Below are 17,442 nucleotides of genomic sequence, written 5' to 3' on the forward strand. Positions count from 1 at the left end.
GTTTTAGCCAAAGCAAATGAACAGAATGAGAAGTACCTTTGTGCTTACGTAACTACAGATGGAGTTATAGACAAACTAAAGCTTAAAGAATATTTACAAGAAAGTCTGCCGGATTATATGGTACCAGCTTATATAATAGAAGTAAAATCATTTCCTCTTACTACAAATGGGAAAGTGAATCGCAAATCTCTTCCTGAACCAATACCAAAAGATTTAATTTATGGAAAGTTTGAAGCGCCTAGAAACGAAACAGAGACAAAATTAGCAGCTTTATGGAATGAAGTTTTAGGAACGAATAAAGTTGGAATAGAAGATAATTTCTTTGAATTGGGAGGGGATTCCCTAAAACTAATAAAGCTTTTATCCAGAACAAAAGATATGTTTGGAATGGACATTGAACTGAATAAAATGTATAAGAATCCTAATATAGTATCTATGGCAAAATATATTCTCAAAAAAGAGTATAGCCGTATATGTGACGCGGATAAATTACAGCTACTGAACAAGAAGCAAGATAGAAATCTTTTTGCCTTTCCACCAGTTGGCGGGATTGGAATAGTGTACAGTGATTTGGCAAAGTTAATCCAAAATCATTCCTTTTATGCATTTGATTTTATTGAAGAAAATAAGAGAATTGAACAATATGTAGAGTTAATTTTAAACACACAGGCTGAAGGGCCATATCTATTATTAGGATACTCTGCTGGGGGAAACTTAGCATTTGAAGTTGCAGCAGAATTAGAACGGAACAGAAAAGAAGTATCGGATCTTATTCTATTAGATAGTTATAAGGTTGAAAATAAACAGAGTCAGTCAACTTATTCAGACAATTTGTATAAAAATATAGTCGAAGGAGCAAAAAAGGAACCAATGTTCCAAGAGTATCTTGAAACTGAGTACTTTAGAGAAAAAGTAATTGATAAAATAAAAGCCTATACTCGATTTTTAAACAGCATTACACATAAACACAAAATTGCTGCAAATCTTCATCTTATTAAGGCAGCAGGATATAAAGAGAAAAAAGATAATAATCAATTCCTTTTATATAATTGGGAAGACTTTACTGAGAGAGCAGTGCATTATTATAATGGATTCGGGGAACATGGTGAAATGCTTTCAAAGGGTTATTTATCAGGAAATACGGCATTAATTACTGATATATTAAAAAAAACAGAAGAACATTCATTACCTTATAAAGGAATGTAACATTTAACACAGGAGGGAATTGATTTTTTCTTCCTTCCTGTTTTATTTTTAAATAAATCCTTGAGAGAATGGTGAGCTATTTTTATAAGAAGGTGAGAAAATGGATAATATATATAAATTGCTGATTATAGAAGACGATAAGGATATGGCTAAGGCGTTACAAAATTTACTTGTTAAATGGAATTTTGAGACCGTTATATGCGGAGACTTTGATAATATTTTGTCAATATATGAAAAAGAAGAGCCTCACATCATATTATTGGACATTAATATTCCTTCATTTGATGGTTTTTATTGGTGTAAGAAAATAAGAGAAATTTCAAGTGTCCCAATTATTTTTTGCTCTTCTAGAAACAGTAATATGGATATTGTCATGGCTATTAACAATGGCGGGGATGATTATATTCAAAAACCATTTGACAGCCATGTATTGGTGGCGAAATTACAAGCAATTATAAGAAGAACTTATGAGTACATAACAGCAGAATCTCATCTAATCGAATCTAATAATGTGATATTAAACCTTAACGATGCAAAAATATATTTCCAAGATCAGAGTTTAGAGCTTACAAAGAATGAATTTAAAATTCTAAAAACGTTAATGGAAAACAAAGGAAAAGTTGTTTCGCGGGATAATTTAATGAGACAGCTTTGGAATGATGATATTTACGTAAACGAAAATACGTTGACAGTAAATATAAATAGATTAAGGAATAGATTAGAGGGGATTAATGTTGATGACTTTATTTTGACAAAAAAAGGAATGGGATATATAATTCAATGAAATTAATTGATTATGTGAAAAATCATATATTATGGATTTTATGCAGTGCACTTATTCTGGTTGTAATCAATGGGATTTTGTTTGCGAGTACCTCTATTCATCAAGGTTATATAGACATTTTTTATATGGATTTGTTGATTGTCTTTATTCTGCTGAACAACATTTTCTATGGATTCATCAAGGCAAAAAAGAAATACGAAGTTGTGTTTAATAGTTCTATCGAAACTTTAGAAAGAAACAAAGTTAGAAATGATTATTTTATAGATATGCTTATAAAAGTCTCCAAAAAGCAACAAAATAAATTTTTGAAAGCAGAAGAAGATTATAAAAACGGTATTAACGAAATTCAAGACTATACTACTCAATGGGTTCATGACATAAAAGTTAATATAGCTGTGTGTGAACTGCTGCTGGATGAGATTAACTTAGAAAGCAGCAGAGAGCTGCGTAATCAAATTGAACAAATTAAATTTAGGATTAATCACATTTTACATGTGACAAGAGCTAATCACTACGATCAAGACATTTTAGCGGGAGTAGTAGATGTATGTCATATTTTAAGAAGTGCAATAAAAGAAAATGCTCTTTTTTTTATTAATAAAAACATTGAGATTGAGACTAATTTAAAACCATTTAGTGTTATCAGTGATGAACGTTGGATCTATTATATTTTTGGTCAAATTCTTAATAATAGCAGTAAATATACACCTGAGGGGGGAACGCTGACTATTACAACTAAAGAAGATAAACAAGCCTATTATATAGTTATTAAAGATAATGGAATTGGCATTTCAAAAGAGGATTTATCTAGGATATTCAATAAAGGCTTTTCAGGTAAAAATGGTAGGGTAGGAACGAAATCTACAGGGATGGGTTTATATTATGCTAAAAAAATGGCTGATAAACTAAGTATAGGAATTAAGGTAGACAGCGTAGAGGGTGAATATACTGAATTTCACATTATATTTTATAAACTATCCGATTATTATAAAGTGGCAAATGAGGCAATAAATAATTAGTTAAAAACAGGGGGTAATCTAATGAGAAGAAAAGCTAAAATATTTTGTATTCCATTTGCAGGGGGTCATCGATAGTTTATTCTAAGTGGAAAAAATTCATGGATCCACTTGTTGAGGTAAATGAAGTAGAGTTGGCTGGCAGGGGAAGAAGATTGAATGACCCTCAATAGACAATATGGAAGAAATGGTTGAGGATATATATAATTCTATTAAGAATAATATAACTGAACCTTTTGCTATTTTCGAACATAGTATGCGTGGACTGCTTACATATGAGCTTTGTCGCAAACTTCAAAATGAAGGAAATCCTGCCCTCGTGCATATTTGTCTCCGTTGAAAAGCTCCTCAATTGAGAAGAAAACAACTAATACACAGCTTGCCAAAACATGAATTTATTTCTGAGATTTTAAAATTAGATGGTACAGATAATTTATTTTTAAGAACAAGGAGTTAGAAGATATTTTCTTGCCGATTTTGAGAACTGAGTTTAAGTCAATAGAAACCTATGAATTTAATCCTAAAAACAATTTACTGGACTCCAATTTTTCTGTTTTTTATGGAGTAGACGATAAGACTGTTGATTTTGAAGAATTATCTTTTTGGAGAAAAGTAACCCGAAAGAGATGTTAAATTTTCGTATTAATAAGATGATATTTCTTATAAATGAATATACCGAACAAGTAGTAAAAAAATGAATGAGACGTTAAATACATTAAAAAATAATGAATCAGAAAGTAACAGTGTTTAGTTATTATGAGTTGATTAAAAAAGGTTTATGACTATGGGTTCCTCTAATTTATTTAACCTTGGAAACATAGTTCATGTTTACTTTGGAAATGATTAAAGTCCTCAATTCGTTGGGTATAATTCTGTCTGCATTTTTATCAGTATATTTTGAAAATGGGAACAAACAGACTAATCACTTAGTAAGTAAATCCAATTGGTAATATAAGGTAAAAAACAATCCACCTTGTTATATAAGGAGCGGTGCCGCTCCTTATATCTGCTTAAAAACCTCCCATGCTGATTATACATGGTTTTGTACAAAAGTCCTCTAACTCATCACCCCAACCTAACATGAATGTCACATTCACTTTTAGAAATGTAACCTAAATCGATAGCAGCGTTTTTTGCTCTAAATTATAATACAACTATAAGAATCAATGTCCTACACATGATCAGATTTTATGGGGGTTTATAGATGAATAAGATCGTAGAGGTATCAAATGTAATAAAGGAGTATGGTGAAATTGGCAGTACCTTTCGAGCGCTTAAAGAGGTAAGCTTAAATATCAACAAAGGTGAATTTGTTGGGATAATGGGCCCTTCAGGCTCAGGTAAGACAACATTGTTAAATATTATGTCCACTATTGACAAAGCTACTTTAGGAGAAGTTTTAATCGATGGTAAAAGAATAGATTATTACAAGGATGAGGACCTTGCAAAATTCAGGAGAGACACAATCGGATTTGTCTTCCAAGCTTTTAATTTATTAGACAATATGACAATTAGAGATAACATTGCTCTGCCTCTTGCACTAAACAATGTAAAACACAAAATCATCCTAAAAAAAATTGATGAACTAACTGAGCTCTTAGGAATTTCAAATCAGTTAGATAAGTATCCATATGAATTGTCAGGCGGTCAAAAGCAAAGAGTAGCTATTTGTCGTGCGTTAATTACCTCTCCAAAGGTTATTTTTGCAGACGAACCAACAGGGGCCCTTGACTCTAAGTCATCCTCAGAGGTTCTAGAATGTTTTAAAAATATTAACAAAACCATAGGAACAACCATCATCATGGTAACCCATGATGCAAACGCAGCAAGTTATTGTAATAGGGTTATGTTCTTAAAGGACGGTAAATTACACGGAAGACTAGACAGCAGCGGAGATAAAAAGGAATTATTTAAGAAAGTGTTAAACATGCTTGCCGTAATGGGAGGATCGGAAAATGAACTCCTTTAAAATTGCGTTTAAGCTTTTGAAGAACAATTTAAAAATATATGGATTATATTTTGTGGTTTTAGTTGTAACTGTGGCAACTTACTACAATTTTACTGCTATACAGTACAATGAAGTGTTTGTCCAATTAACTGAAAGATTTCAATCAGCTGTAGTGGCAAGTGCAACATCTGGCTTTGTTCTAATTTGCACAGTGGTCTTTTTTATGTGGCATGCCAATGGATTCTTTTTAAAGCAACGTCAAAAAGAAACCGGGTTATACATGCTAATGGGAATAAGTACGTCTAAAATTGGAAGAGTATTCGCAATTGAAAGTATTCTAATAGGCAGTTTGTCTCTATTAATGGGTTTATTGATCGGGATATTATTCTCGAAATTGTTCTTAATGTTATTAAGTAAGTCCATGACACTGGGTGGTGAAATTCCTTTTAGTATATCTGCACAAGCTATCATTCAGCTTATTATTGTGTTCGGGATCATCTTTGTAATGCTGGGAATGAAAAACTATAGAGTTGTGAAAAAAACACAACTAATTAATATGTTGAATGCTTCGAAAGCAAAGCCCTCACCTCCAAAATATAATTATACAAAGGGTTTTACAGGTTTAGTATTAATTGCTGCAGGCTATATAGTTGCACTAAACTTTAAGCAATGGGATTTGGATTTATTGCTTTCTGCGATGGGAATCTTGATCTTGGTCAGCACGGGGACTTATCTGTTTTTTGGAAGTTCTCTGACTATAATTTTAGGGAAGTTAACAAATTCAAAAAAAATTATTTATAAAGATGTAAGGTTAGTCAGTATAAGCAATACTTTCTTTAGACAAAAAGTTAATTATAGAAGTTTAGCGATGACGGCTATTTTAACAGCAGCTACCGTAACTGCATTCAATGTAAGCATTTCGTTCAAACAGTTTGAAGCAAATTATGACATCACAGCCTCCCCATACAGTTTAAGTTTTGAAAGCAATTCTGAAGATGTCAAAGATAAAGTCAAAGAAGTGATTCGAGAGTCAAAGCATGACTTAATCGGAATCAATAAGATTCACTTTTTTATTGGTAATGTCCAATACGACGATAATAAGCAAAATATTGATCCGAATAACAAAGCTATTATCACTAGTTACTCACAAATAAAGAAAACATTAATATTTTTGGAGTATAGTAATAAAGCAAGTATTTTGAATCAAATTAAACCAGAAATTCATGAAATTTCTTTTATTCTAAATGCTGATTCGATAGCTTCACCTATTTATGTTGATGGTAATAAAGTGAGCATTAATAATAATAATTTCCTAGTTTCTAAACATACACAGCTCCCTTTTACAGGGAAAATTAAAAAATATGGTGACAAAAACATTTATGTTTTAAATGACAATGATTATAAAGAATTAAGAAAGAAAAACCAAGAGATTGTATTAAATGGTGTGCGAATTACAGATGAAAAAGAAAGTAGGGAAGTGGTTAATAGAATCAAGGAAGTTGTACCAGGTGGAGATTTGAATGTAAATGGAAAGAATCAAAGCTTTACATGGGAGTATTATGCTTTAGGTCAATTTTTCTTTTTAGGCCTGATTATGTCCCTAGTATTCATACTAGCGACCTTTAGTACAATTTACTTTAAAATTTTAAGTGATGCATTCACTGATAGGGAACAATATTCAATGTTGAAAAAGATTGGTATGAGTAAAAAGGAAGTGCAGAGGTCTGTCTATCTGCAAGTTGGAATTGCATTTTTACTGCCTGTGATTGTGGGGGCCCTTCATAGCATTGTAGCAATGAATATGCTGGAACAGATTATGAATGTAAAATTCACCATTCCAATTCTATGCGGTATCGGATTATTTGTTCTTATAATGGTTGCTTTTTATATAGGACTCTGTAAAAACTATACCAAATTGGTATATGAAGAGTAGTAAAAAAATGAGAAGGATTGTCCAGTAAATTTATAAAGAGAGAGGAGATTTCATATGTCATGGTTAACTAAATGGTCCTTTGCTAATAAAGCTGCTATTACGTTAACATCCATTATTATAATAGCCTGGGGAGTAGTCAGTTATCTTCGTATACCGATGGAATTTTTACCACAGGCAGAAAATCCTCAAGTAACAATTGTTGTCATGGGGCAAGGAACAGATTCTAAAACGATGGAGGAACAGGTCACATTTCCGATTGAGCAAGCCACATCTACGGTTAAAGGAAAAAATGGAGTATTGTCAACCACGGGTGACGGATTTTCAAAGGTTGATATATATTTTGAAGTTGGGACTGATATGAAACAAGCAAAAAGAGAAATACAGGAATCCATTGATTCGCGTTCTTTACCTGACTATGTTTCCAAGCCTTCCATTACTCAGAGCGATACTTCATCGGTTCCAGTTTCCTTTGTAGCTCTTACATTTAAAGACGGATTGACGTCAGAAAATATAGACCTTTTGAATAAAGAAATTGAACCGATATACAATGATGTAAAAGGAGTATCTGGGGTTCAAAAAACGGGAAATGAAAAATCTTTTATATCTGTAAAGGTTGATAACAAAAAATTAAATCAAAATCATATTCCTATCAAAAAAGTCATGGGCATTCTTGAAGGGCAAAACGGAGCATTTTCTGTCGGTGCAGATACGATCGATGGAAAAGCAAGTAATATTAATGTATTAGGTGGTTTATCAAGCATAAAAGAACTTGGGAACATATCTGTACAGGATAATGTAAAGTTAAAGGATATTGCCACTATAAAAGAGACCAAACCTGAAAATGTCATTAATCGATTTAATGGTAAAGACAGTATTGAGCTAGGAATTAGTAAAGATAGTCAAACAAATGCGGTGACACTAAGTAAGGAAATTGAAAAAGTAACAGATACGATTAATAAAAGATATGATAACGTGGAAGCGACAGTTTTCCTTTCAACTTCTGATATGGTAAAAACTTCAGTACAATCGATGATCAAAGAAGTTTTACTAGGGGCTTTATTTGCAACAATTGTTATTATGATCTTTTTAAAAAATGTTAGATCCACATTTATTACTATCGTATCAATACCGATATCCCTGTGCATAACGGTCATTCTATTATCTAAATCCGGTATTAGCTTAAATACACTTACTCTTGGCGGGGTGGCAGTTGCAGTCGGCCGGCTTGTAGATGATAGTATTGTTGTCATTGAAAACATCTATAAAAGAATGCAGGCTGAGAAACTCTCAGTATATATGATAGTAGAGGCAACCAAAGAAGTTGGAGGCGCAATTACAGCATCTACCCTAACCACTGTAGCTGTATTCTTGCCTATAGGTTTAGTAAATGGAAGTTTACAGGAGTATATTTTGCCATTTGCTTTAACTGTCACTTATTCTTTGCTATCTTCGTTATTGGTAGCTGTAACTATTGTACCAGTAATGAGTGGAGCGCTCTTAAAAAAAGAAAAACTTAAAGAATATAATTCTCCTGCACGTTTTACTAAGGTAATAACTTGGTCTCTAAATCATAAATGGATTGTACTATCTTTATCTTTTGTTCTTTTTGCAGGCTCAATTATTGCTTATTTCACAATGCCAAAAGGAGCGGTTGAAAGCAAGAATACAGATTACATCCAAGTGACTTTAAATTACCCATCGGATACACCTCTTGCTAAGGTTAAAAACAATATTCTTAATTTAGAGAAAATCATCAAACAAAAAGATGAAGTTAAATATATGATGACATATCTAGGAAATTCAATGTCGTCAAACCAAAGAGGGGGAGTGGATTCTCCAACAAAGGGTCAATTTAGGGTCTTTTTAAAAGATGAAGGTGATGCAGATAAAATCATAAAAGAAATTCAAAAAGAAAAGGAGAAAGAGCGATTCTCAGACGCAGAGTTTACTGTTGTGGCTTCATCAGTGACCGGCCATGCTGATACAAATATTACGATTGACGTTACAGGAAATAATCTAGATGATCTCGAGAATGTTACAAATAAAATAGAAGGTAAAATTAAAAATATTGAAGGGGTTCAAGAGGTTTCTACGAATCAGGATGAAAAGAAAACAGTTTATTCCTTTGTAGTAAACCCATCGCAAGGTAATACCGAACTGGTTGCCTCCCAGCTGGGAGTTATGTTAAACAGGACAACGCTTGGAACACTTACAATTGACAATAGACAGACTGATGTTATGTTAGAACCTGTTCTTAATACAGACACTTCTCAAGATCTAAAGGATATTCAGATCATGACAGAGTCAGGAAGTACACCTATTTCTAGAGTCGCTACATTAAAGAGTGACCAAGAATCAACCACGCAGTTCCATAAAGATAGTAAACCATATTTACAAGTAACGGCTAAAGTTGATCCGTCGAAACTTTCTGATATAAATGCCAAGATAGAATCTGCAATTTCTGGGGAGGACGGAAAAGAAGCGATTAAAATCCCTAAAGATGTAAAAGTTTTTGTTGGAGGGGCAAGTGTCCAACAATCCGAAGACTTTAATGATCTATTTACGACAATGCTTGTATCGATAGGGGCAGTGTTTTTAATTCTGGTTGTGACATTTAAAGGTTTTAAAGCGCCATTTGCTATTCTAACCTCACTTCCACTTGCAGCTATAGGATCGATACTTGGTCTCATGATCAGCGGCATTTCAGTTGATACTAATGTTCTGCTTGGTGCTTTAATGTTAATTGGTATTGTAGTAACAAATGCTATTGTGTTATTAGATCGTGTGAAGCAAAATGAGAAAACGATGACGATACGTGAGTCACTCATTGAGGCTTCAGTAAGAAGAATGCGTCCAATTATCATGACTGCAGTTGCAACTATTTTTGCGATGCTTCCCCTATTAGTGAAGAAATCAGAGTCGGTCAATCTTGTTTCACAAAGCTTAGCAGTTGTTGTTATTGGAGGTTTGGCAGTAGCAACCATGCTTACCTTAATAGTGATACCATGCGTATATGAAATATTTAATTTTAAAAAATCAAAAATGCAAAAGCGTGAAAAAACATTGAAAGATGATATAACAATTTAAATAAATTTATTGATGTTTTTGGAACAGGGATCAGAACACTTTTCGAAGTCAGCTGTCGGTGATATGACCGGCGGCTGGTTATTTAGTTAGACGTCTATAAGGAAGCGCTGCAGCACGATCCTTTGTTGAGACATACGGCCGCAGAAGCGGCCGCCCATTACGGACAGGGGCTCACGAAGCTTGCGAGAACGGGTTATGACGCCATTCCTGATTTGGTGCTGTCCATTGAGTATAAAAACGGATCTCTGCGTGATGTCGGCCAAAGCAGGCAATACGGATCTGGGGATACAGACTGGCTTTCTGAATGGAAACGGGAGCTGGGTGTGCGTATATAAAATGAGAAAAAAGCTGACAAATGATGCCGTCAGCTTTTCTTTATGCGTTTACTTAAAACTCCTCATACTCCGCCGGATCTTGGCCGTTTATGCGTCCGTCGGGGCGGGTAAGCGAGTCGATGATGTTCATGTCGTTTTCATCAAGGGAGAAATCAAAAACGGAGATGTTTTCAAGCTGGCGCTCGGGCGATGCTGATTTTGGAATCGGGATGGCGCCCAGCTGGATATGCCAGCGTAAAATGACTTGAGAAATGGTTTTGCCGTATTTGTCCGCAATCCGTCCGAGTTTTTGATCGTTCAATACTTCGCCGGCGCGGGATAACGGACTCCATGATTCTGTCACGATGCCCTGTTCTTCGTGCCATTGGCGCTGCTGCTGCTGATTAAAAGCGGGATGCAGTTCGATTTGGTTGATGCCTGGCTTTACGCCGGTTTCACGTTCGAGCCGTTCGATATGCTCAGGCAGGAAATTGCAGACGCCGATGGATCGGATCAGACCCCATTTTTTCGCATCAATCAGTGCCTGCCATGCTTCCGTGTAGCGGTCTTGTTTCGGATTCGGCCAATGGACGAGATACAGGTCATAGTAGTCCAGACCGGCGCGGTATAAAGATTCTTGGATGGTCTGTACAGCTTTGTCATAGTCATGGTAGCGTCCGGGCAGCTTGGACGTCACGTATAGCTGTTCTCTCGGAACAGAGCTTCTCTTGATGGCTTCTCCGACCGTCCCTTCATTTTCATAGTTATAAGCGGTGTCAATCAGACGGTAGCCGATATCAATGGCGCTGGTAATGGCATGAACGCCGTTGTTTCCGTTAAGAGCGTATGTACCGAAGCCGATCGCGGGAATGCTTGTCCCATCCAGCAGTTTCTTTTGCGGAATTGCTTCAGTCATCATTAAATCCCTCCTTGTTTTCTACTTTACCATTATTCTTACAAATGAAACTTAATAATGGAAGGAAATGAGATGATCCGCACATGAAAAAAGCTGACGGAGAATCGTCAGCTTTAAATTTGAAACATCCATGCTACGACGGGGCCGAAGACCGACCCTAACACGGCGCAGAGCGTCATGGAAACAGAACTCATGGAGACCGTTAATTCTCCGTACTCCATTGCTTTTGAGGTGCCGAGCGCATGGGAAGCGCTCCCGAATGCAATTCCTTTCCCGAGTGAGCTGCGGATGCGGATCCACTTGAGAAGCAGCGGTCCTAAGATAACGCCGGAAAACCCTGCGATCATGACGAACACGACTGTCATGGAAGGGACACCGCCGATACCGGACGCAATCTGTATGGCGACAGGCGTCGTAATTGATTTTGGGATAATTGACAAAATCAAACTCCGGCTGATGCCGAACAGCTCTGCAAATAGCAGGCCGCTGACCATTCCGGAGAATAAACCGGCCAACACGCCGCCGATGATCGGAAACATATACTTGATTAATACCCGGCGCTGCTTATAAAGCGGGTATGCCAAAGCCACCACGGCGGGTCCGAGCAGTGAATTGATCCATTGGCCGCCGATCATATAGTCTTTATACGAAATATGAAAAACAAGCAGCACGGCGATAATGAAAATCGTAGTCGTCAAAACCGGTATGAGAAAGGGATATGGAAAGCGCACATATAACTTCACCATAGCCAGATAGGCGGCGGCCGTGAACAAAATTATAAGGATTGCGATACATGCTTGCTGCACTTCTTTTTCTCCTTTCTCTGATTGGCTTTGTGCTCTAACAGCTGGCTGGCGTACCCTGCGGCGATCATTGTGACGATGGTGCTCAGCACGATGATCAGAAACAGAGCAGCCCCGCTGGCGGAAAACAGTGACGGGTAATTGATGACGCCCGTCATGGCCGGAATGAATAACAGCGGAAGAAAAGACAGCAAAAATCCGGCTCCGTCTTCAATCATTTTGACGGGAATGATCTTAACCGATAAACATATGATCAGCAGGATCAAACCGATGATACTTCCGGGAATGGGCAGGTGAAAGAACTGCTGAACGGCTCCCCCGATAAAGGAAAATGCGAATAAAATAATGATTTGCAAGATGATGCGTATGACTTTCACGACAATGCTGTTCTTTGGAGAAGAGCAGCTTCCCCCTTTCTTGATGCTTCGGATATGTTTCTTTACTTTTTGTGCATATATTTGTACTATACAAATATATGTATGCAAAATCTTTCTATATGTTTTCTGAGTAAATGCGCATATGTTTGTATTATACAACTAATATTGCTGTTGTCAATTGTAAGGAGTGAGGCTGTTGTCAAAACAAGATCCGATTGAATTAATTGAATATGAGCTCACCACTTTTATCAGGAGAGCTGTTTATCTTGATAACTCCGACCGTAAAATCGGACATCTGGAAAGGGCTGCGTATTTGTTATTACGGCAGCTGGATGAATTCGGGCCGGCGCGTGTAAAGGAATTAGCCGAATCTTTTAAGCTGGATATTTCCACATTGTCACGCCAGGCAGCGGCCTTGGAGTCGAAAGAGCTGATCCAGCGTTTTTCCGATCCTTCTGACGGGCGGGTCAGTCTGTTTGCAATTACGAAGCTTGGCAAACAGAGGTTAAAAGCTGATAAAAAGATGCGTCTTGATCGATACCAACATATGCTTGACGATTGGTCAGGCGATGAAAAAGAAATGTTCGGCCGGCTTTTGCTGCGGCTGAATGAGGCATTTATCGATTAATGCATGATTTTTGCCGGTTAAGCAGGATTATGGCGTATACAAGGGAGAATGGAAGAGAGTAAGACTTTACGCCATTCTGCTTAGCAAAAATAATATTGAATAGGGGGCGGAACATGTTTCTCCAGGGGACATCCTGTTTCTCGGAGGCTGCAGCATTTATTATCTCAATATTCATAATTCAATAAAAATGAAAGCGCTTTATTTTTAGTTTGTTGATTTAGGGTGCAAGGTGTTTACCTGAAAAAAACAATTGTATTTTCCACGGAAATTTATTATGATGGAATAAGGAAATTGGAGATTATATAACAATAGAAAGATAGAATATTTCTAATATTGCGGGAAATGAAGAGTGAGTTAGGTTCAACAGGTGCACCTTCTGCTTCATTATTTCACATATATCAGAGCTGTTAAGAGGAGGAAGCGAAGTGGCAAACAAAGAATTAAAGAGAGGCTTAGGCGCGCGTCATATACAGATGATTGCGCTGGGCGGCACGATCGGTGTCGGTTTATTCATGGGGTCATCCAGCACGATCGGATGGACAGGGCCGTCTGTCCTGCTGGCTTATGCGGTCTCGGGTATCTTTATCTTTTTTATCATGCGCGCGATGGGCGAAATGCTCTATGTAGAGCCGAGTACAGGGTCGTTTGCGACGTTCGGCCATAAGTATATACATCCGTTAGCCGGCTATATGACGGCGTGGAGCAACTGGTTTCAATGGGTGATCGTCGGGATGTCTGAAATTATCGCCGTCGGTTCGTATATGAAATATTGGTTTCCTGATCTGCCGGCATGGATTCCCGGCATTATCGCCATGGCCATTCTCGGTGCGGCGAATTTAATTTCGGTAAAATCTTTCGGTGAGTTTGAATTTTGGTTTGCCATGATCAAAATCGTCACCATTATTCTGATGATTGTGGCCGGAATCGGAATTATTTTCTTCGGTTTCGGTAACGGAGGGCATGCGATCGGATTATCTAATTTATGGTCGCACGGCGGTTTCTTTACGAATGGTTTTTCAGGATTTTTCTTTGCCTTGTCTTTGGTCGTTGCGGCCTATCAAGGGGTCGAACTGATCGGGATTACGGCAGGGGAAGCGAAGGACCCGCAAAAAACGCTGCGAAGCGCGATTCAGAGTATTATTTGGCGGATTTTAATTTTCTACATCGGTGCGATTTTCGTAATCGTTACCGTATATCCGTGGAATGAGCTTCACTCACTCGGCAGTCCGTTTGTTTCGACATTTGCGAAAGTCGGGATTACGGCGGCGGCCGGTTTGATTAACTTTGTTGTGATTACCGCTGCGATGTCCGGATGCAACAGCGGGATATTCAGTGCGGGACGCATGCTTTATACATTGGGCGTGAACGGACAGGCCCCGAAATTCTTTAAGAAAGTTTCTTCGAGCGGTGTGCCGATATTCGGTACGTTTGCCGTATTAATCGGACTTGTGATCGGTGTCGTGCTGAACTACATCGCGCCTCCGAAAATTTTTGTCTATGTGTACAGCGCGAGTGTGCTGCCGGGAATGATTCCGTGGTTCGTCATTTTAATCAGCCATCTCGGTTTCAGAAGAGCGAAGGGCGCTGAGCTTGATAAGCATCCGTTTAAAATGCCTTTTGCGCCGTTTACAAACTATTTGACGATCGCTTTCTTACTCATGGTATTGATCGGCATGTGGTTTAACAAAGATACGCGGATTTCGTTGGTTGTCGGGGTGATTTTCCTGGCGATTGTGACGGTCAGCTATTATGCGTTCGGTATCGGCAAGCGCATGCCTGGTGAAAAATCGAAAATAGAAGACGCTGTATAATTCAAAAAGACACCTCTCTTACAGGGGTGTCTTTTTCGGCTTGTCCGCGAGTGGTATACTGGTTAAAAAAAGCAGAACCGGGGGAAACATCGATGAGTCATTACCGTACGTTATTATTTGATATAGACAATACGCTGCTGGATTTTACCGCTTCAGAAACCGATGCTCTTCAAAAATTGTTTCAAGGTTCAAAGCTGGAGCTGACGGCAGAGGTGGAAGCCCGTTATAAAGCGTTAAATCAAGGGCTGTGGAAGGCATTTGAAGAGGGGGAAATGACCCGCGATGAAGTGGTGAATACACGGTTTGCCCTTTTGTTTAAAGAATACGGCCTCGAAGCCGACGGCGTGCTGATGAATCAGGCGTACCGCCAATACTTAGAAGAAGGGCACCAGATGATAGACGGAGCTTATGAGCTGATTGAACGGCTGAGTCCTTTATTTGATTTATACATCGTGACGAACGGCGTCTCAAGATCACAATATAAGCGGCTGGGCGACTCCGGTCTGTATCCGTTCTTTAAAGATGTGTTTGTATCTGAGGACACGGGTTTTCAAAAGCCGATGAAGGAATACTTTGATTACGTGTTTGCGAGAATTCCCGGTTTTTCTGCCGAGGGCGGACTTATTATCGGCGATTCACTGAGCGCGGACATAAAAGGCGGCCAGATGGCGGGAATTGATACGTGCTGGTTTAATCCCGGAAAGAAAGCAAATGAGTCCGGAATCATCCCGACGTACGAGATTCATTCGCTTGATGAGCTGTATGATGTGCTGAACGTGGAGCGGAAAGCCGCCGCTCATTTGTAAGGAGAATTCGATGAAGATTGCACATACGAAGTTACTGATCAGGGGTTTTGCATTACTATCAATCTTTCATGCGATTCTTCAGCTTCCTCCCGGCCGGGGGGAGCTGAAGGTTTTTTTGTCTGTGCTCGTGATTATGCTGACGGCTAATGACTGCCTGCGGCCGCTATATATGAAGAGAAGGCCGGCTGTATATCAAGTCTCTTTTCTCCTGAGCAACGTTATCGCGGGAGTTCTTTTGTACAATGTCTATAGTGTGGGGACACAGGCCGTAATGGTGCTTTTATTGGCGGAGGTGCTTATTACTGATAAGCAGATTTCGGCTGTTTTGTTAACGATGAATGCCGCCGCATTTGCCGCAGCTTTATACGCCGGCGGAGCGGGTGTCAGTGATATCGTGCCGCCATACTTCATCATGTTTGCGGTGATTTATTTATATCGGAAAAACCTGCAGGAGAAGTCGAAGGTTGAATTGCTGAACCGAGAGCTGAAGATCGCTAATGACACACTGAAGGAATATTCAGACCGGATTGAGGAACTGGCCGTTACGAAAGAAAGAACTAGAATTGCGCAGGAGCTGCATGATTCTCTCGGTCATTATCTGGCTGCTCTGAAAATGAATTTGGAATTTGCCGGGAAGACAGCCGGGCATCAGCCGGACAAAGTGAAGCAGATCATTCATAAGGCGCATGATCTTACGAAAGAATCCATTTTAAAGCTTCGCCAGGCCGTTATGCTGCTGCAGGGCTCTTTGCCGGGGCGGGGATTTGAGCAAGAGCTCCGTGACATTTTCAGCCATTTTCAAGAGGCGGGAGGCATACGCTTCGAGCTGGAGATGGACGCGGCCATAGAAGCGGAACAGCCGGATGTGAAGCATTGTCTTTATCAATCCGTTCAGGAAACGATTACGAATGCGATAAAACATGGACATGCTTCATATGTTTCTGTCCGGATTCAAAAAAACCGAAACATGATATTGGCGCATATTCATAATAACGGCTCAGCCTGCGGAACGATCATAAAATCAAATGGTCTGAAAGGAATTGAGAAAAGAGCGGCCGCACTTGGCGGAGAGGCTGTTTTCTCGTCTGGGAAGGAAACGGGTTTTGACGTGAAAATAAGGATTCCATGCAAGGAGGAATAATCAAGTGAATGTCATGATTGCAGACGACCAGTCCATTGTGAGAGAGGGGCTGAAAATGATTCTGAGTCTTCATGAAGGAATTCAAATATCGGGAGAGGCTTCTTGCGGCGAAGAGGTTCTCCGGCTGCTTTCTCAAACCGAAACCGATGTGATTTTGATGGATATCAGAATGCCCGGTATGGACGGAATCGAAACGACAAAAGCGGTAAAAGCGCGATATCCGTCCGTAAAAGTCATCATTCTGACAACGTTTGAAGATGATCACTATATTTTTGCCGGGCTGAAAAGCGGAGCCGACGGCTATCTCTTGAAGGATGCTGATTCAGATGAAATTACCGCCTCCCTTCAAGCCGTTTATGAAGGGAAGATGATGCTGAATCCCAAAATCACGGTTTCCGTCGTAAAAGCGCTGAACAATATGGAGATCCCTGCGGTGCAGGAAGAGCCGCGGACAAAGCTGAAGGAGATTCTCACGCCGAGAGAGCTTGATGTGGCGAAACACATTATGGAAGGCAAAAGCAATAAACGCATTGCCGCAGACTTATTTCTAACTGAAGGCACTGTGAAAAACTATGTATCCAGAATCCTCGATAAACTTGAAGTGTCAAACAGAACCGAGCTTACCTTATATTTGCAAAAATTGCTATAACCCCGCTTCACCCTCCTCTCTCC

At 38.7% G+C, this 17,442-nt stretch carries 15 protein-coding genes and 1 pseudogene; 13 read left to right on the forward strand and 3 right to left on the reverse strand.

The genetic code is table 11. From position 1 onward, the window contains the following. The 8 genes and pseudogenes from BGM27_RS17285 to BGM27_RS17320 form a co-directional block, all read left to right on the forward strand. Window positions 1-1,206 (forward strand): thioesterase domain-containing protein (locus BGM27_RS17285; protein WP_217031319.1); only part of this gene is annotated, 1,206 nt, incomplete at its 5' end. 100 nt (window positions 1,207-1,306) lie between these two features. Further along, a complete protein-coding gene (locus BGM27_RS17290; protein WP_007408971.1) occupies window positions 1,307-1,990 on the forward strand; it encodes a response regulator transcription factor in 684 nt (227 codons plus the stop codon). Continuing rightward, window positions 1,987-3,009: a sensor histidine kinase gene (locus tag BGM27_RS17295; RefSeq protein ID WP_007408972.1), complete on the forward strand. Its 1,023-nt coding sequence runs from the start codon at window positions 1,987-1,989 to the stop codon at window positions 3,007-3,009. Before BGM27_RS17290 ends, BGM27_RS17295 begins: the two co-directional genes overlap by 4 nt. 175 nt (window positions 3,010-3,184) lie before the next feature. Continuing rightward, window positions 3,185-3,346, forward strand: coding sequence for a thioesterase domain-containing protein (locus BGM27_RS20825; RefSeq protein WP_080292737.1), 162 nt, complete (start codon window positions 3,185-3,187; stop codon window positions 3,344-3,346). Window positions 3,347-4,210: 864 nt separating this feature from the next. After that, window positions 4,211-4,975 (forward strand): ABC transporter ATP-binding protein, encoded by a 765-nt coding sequence (locus BGM27_RS17305; RefSeq protein WP_007408973.1) that lies wholly within the window; start codon window positions 4,211-4,213, stop codon window positions 4,973-4,975. Continuing rightward, window positions 4,962-6,887: an FtsX-like permease family protein gene (locus tag BGM27_RS17310; protein WP_023842854.1), complete on the forward strand. Its 1,926-nt coding sequence runs from the start codon at window positions 4,962-4,964 to the stop codon at window positions 6,885-6,887. Before BGM27_RS17305 ends, BGM27_RS17310 begins: the two co-directional genes overlap by 14 nt. A gap of 54 nt (window positions 6,888-6,941) precedes the next feature. Beyond that, entirely contained in the window at window positions 6,942-9,974 is a 3,033-nt protein-coding gene (locus tag BGM27_RS17315; protein ID WP_007408975.1) for an efflux RND transporter permease subunit, read from the forward strand. A gap of 86 nt (window positions 9,975-10,060) precedes the next feature. Further along, window positions 10,061-10,309: pseudogene (locus BGM27_RS17320) on the forward strand (DUF4885 family protein); the annotation flags it as partial. Between the two features lie 52 nt (window positions 10,310-10,361). Here BGM27_RS17320 and BGM27_RS17325 read toward each other — a convergent pair. The 3 genes from BGM27_RS17325 to BGM27_RS17335 form a co-directional block, all read right to left on the reverse strand. Next, entirely contained in the window at window positions 10,362-11,207 is an 846-nt protein-coding gene (locus BGM27_RS17325) for an aldo/keto reductase (protein ID WP_020953862.1), read from the reverse strand. 110 nt (window positions 11,208-11,317) lie between these two features. Further along, a complete protein-coding gene (locus tag BGM27_RS17330) occupies window positions 11,318-12,010 on the reverse strand; it encodes an LrgB family protein (protein ID WP_007408978.1) in 693 nt (230 codons plus the stop codon). After that, entirely contained in the window at window positions 11,980-12,384 is a 405-nt protein-coding gene (locus BGM27_RS17335; protein ID WP_003156751.1) for a CidA/LrgA family holin-like protein, read from the reverse strand. Before BGM27_RS17335 ends, BGM27_RS17330 begins: the two co-directional genes overlap by 31 nt. A 196-nt stretch (window positions 12,385-12,580) precedes the next feature. Here BGM27_RS17335 and BGM27_RS17340 point away from each other — a divergent pair, with 196 nt between their 5' ends. The 5 genes from BGM27_RS17340 to BGM27_RS17360 all read left to right on the forward strand — a co-directional run bounded on the left by BGM27_RS17340 (window position 12,581) and on the right by BGM27_RS17360 (window position 17,419). After that, the gene (locus BGM27_RS17340; protein WP_007408979.1) at window positions 12,581-13,012 is read left to right on the forward strand and encodes a MarR family winged helix-turn-helix transcriptional regulator; all 432 of its coding nucleotides are present in this window, start codon (window positions 12,581-12,583) and stop codon (window positions 13,010-13,012) included. Between the two features lie 425 nt (window positions 13,013-13,437). Next, window positions 13,438-14,823 carry an amino acid permease gene (locus BGM27_RS17345; protein WP_007408980.1) on the forward strand — a complete coding sequence of 462 codons (1,386 nt, stop codon included), beginning with the start codon at window positions 13,438-13,440 and terminating at the stop codon, window positions 14,821-14,823. A 92-nt stretch (window positions 14,824-14,915) separates the two neighbouring features. Next, window positions 14,916-15,629 (forward strand): YjjG family noncanonical pyrimidine nucleotidase, encoded by a 714-nt coding sequence (locus BGM27_RS17350; RefSeq protein ID WP_007408981.1) that lies wholly within the window; start codon window positions 14,916-14,918, stop codon window positions 15,627-15,629. 10 nt (window positions 15,630-15,639) lie between these two features. Beyond that, window positions 15,640-16,770 (forward strand): sensor histidine kinase, encoded by a 1,131-nt coding sequence (locus BGM27_RS17355; RefSeq protein ID WP_007408982.1) that lies wholly within the window; start codon window positions 15,640-15,642, stop codon window positions 16,768-16,770. Between the two features lie 4 nt (window positions 16,771-16,774). Beyond that, window positions 16,775-17,419: a response regulator gene (locus BGM27_RS17360; RefSeq protein WP_007408983.1), complete on the forward strand. Its 645-nt coding sequence runs from the start codon at window positions 16,775-16,777 to the stop codon at window positions 17,417-17,419. Window positions 17,420-17,442 lie beyond the last annotated feature (23 nt).

The organism is Bacillus sp. FJAT-27001 (assembly GCF_019039175.1).
In the GTDB taxonomy this organism is placed as follows: Bacteria; Bacillota; Bacilli; order Bacillales; family Bacillaceae; genus Bacillus; species Bacillus velezensis.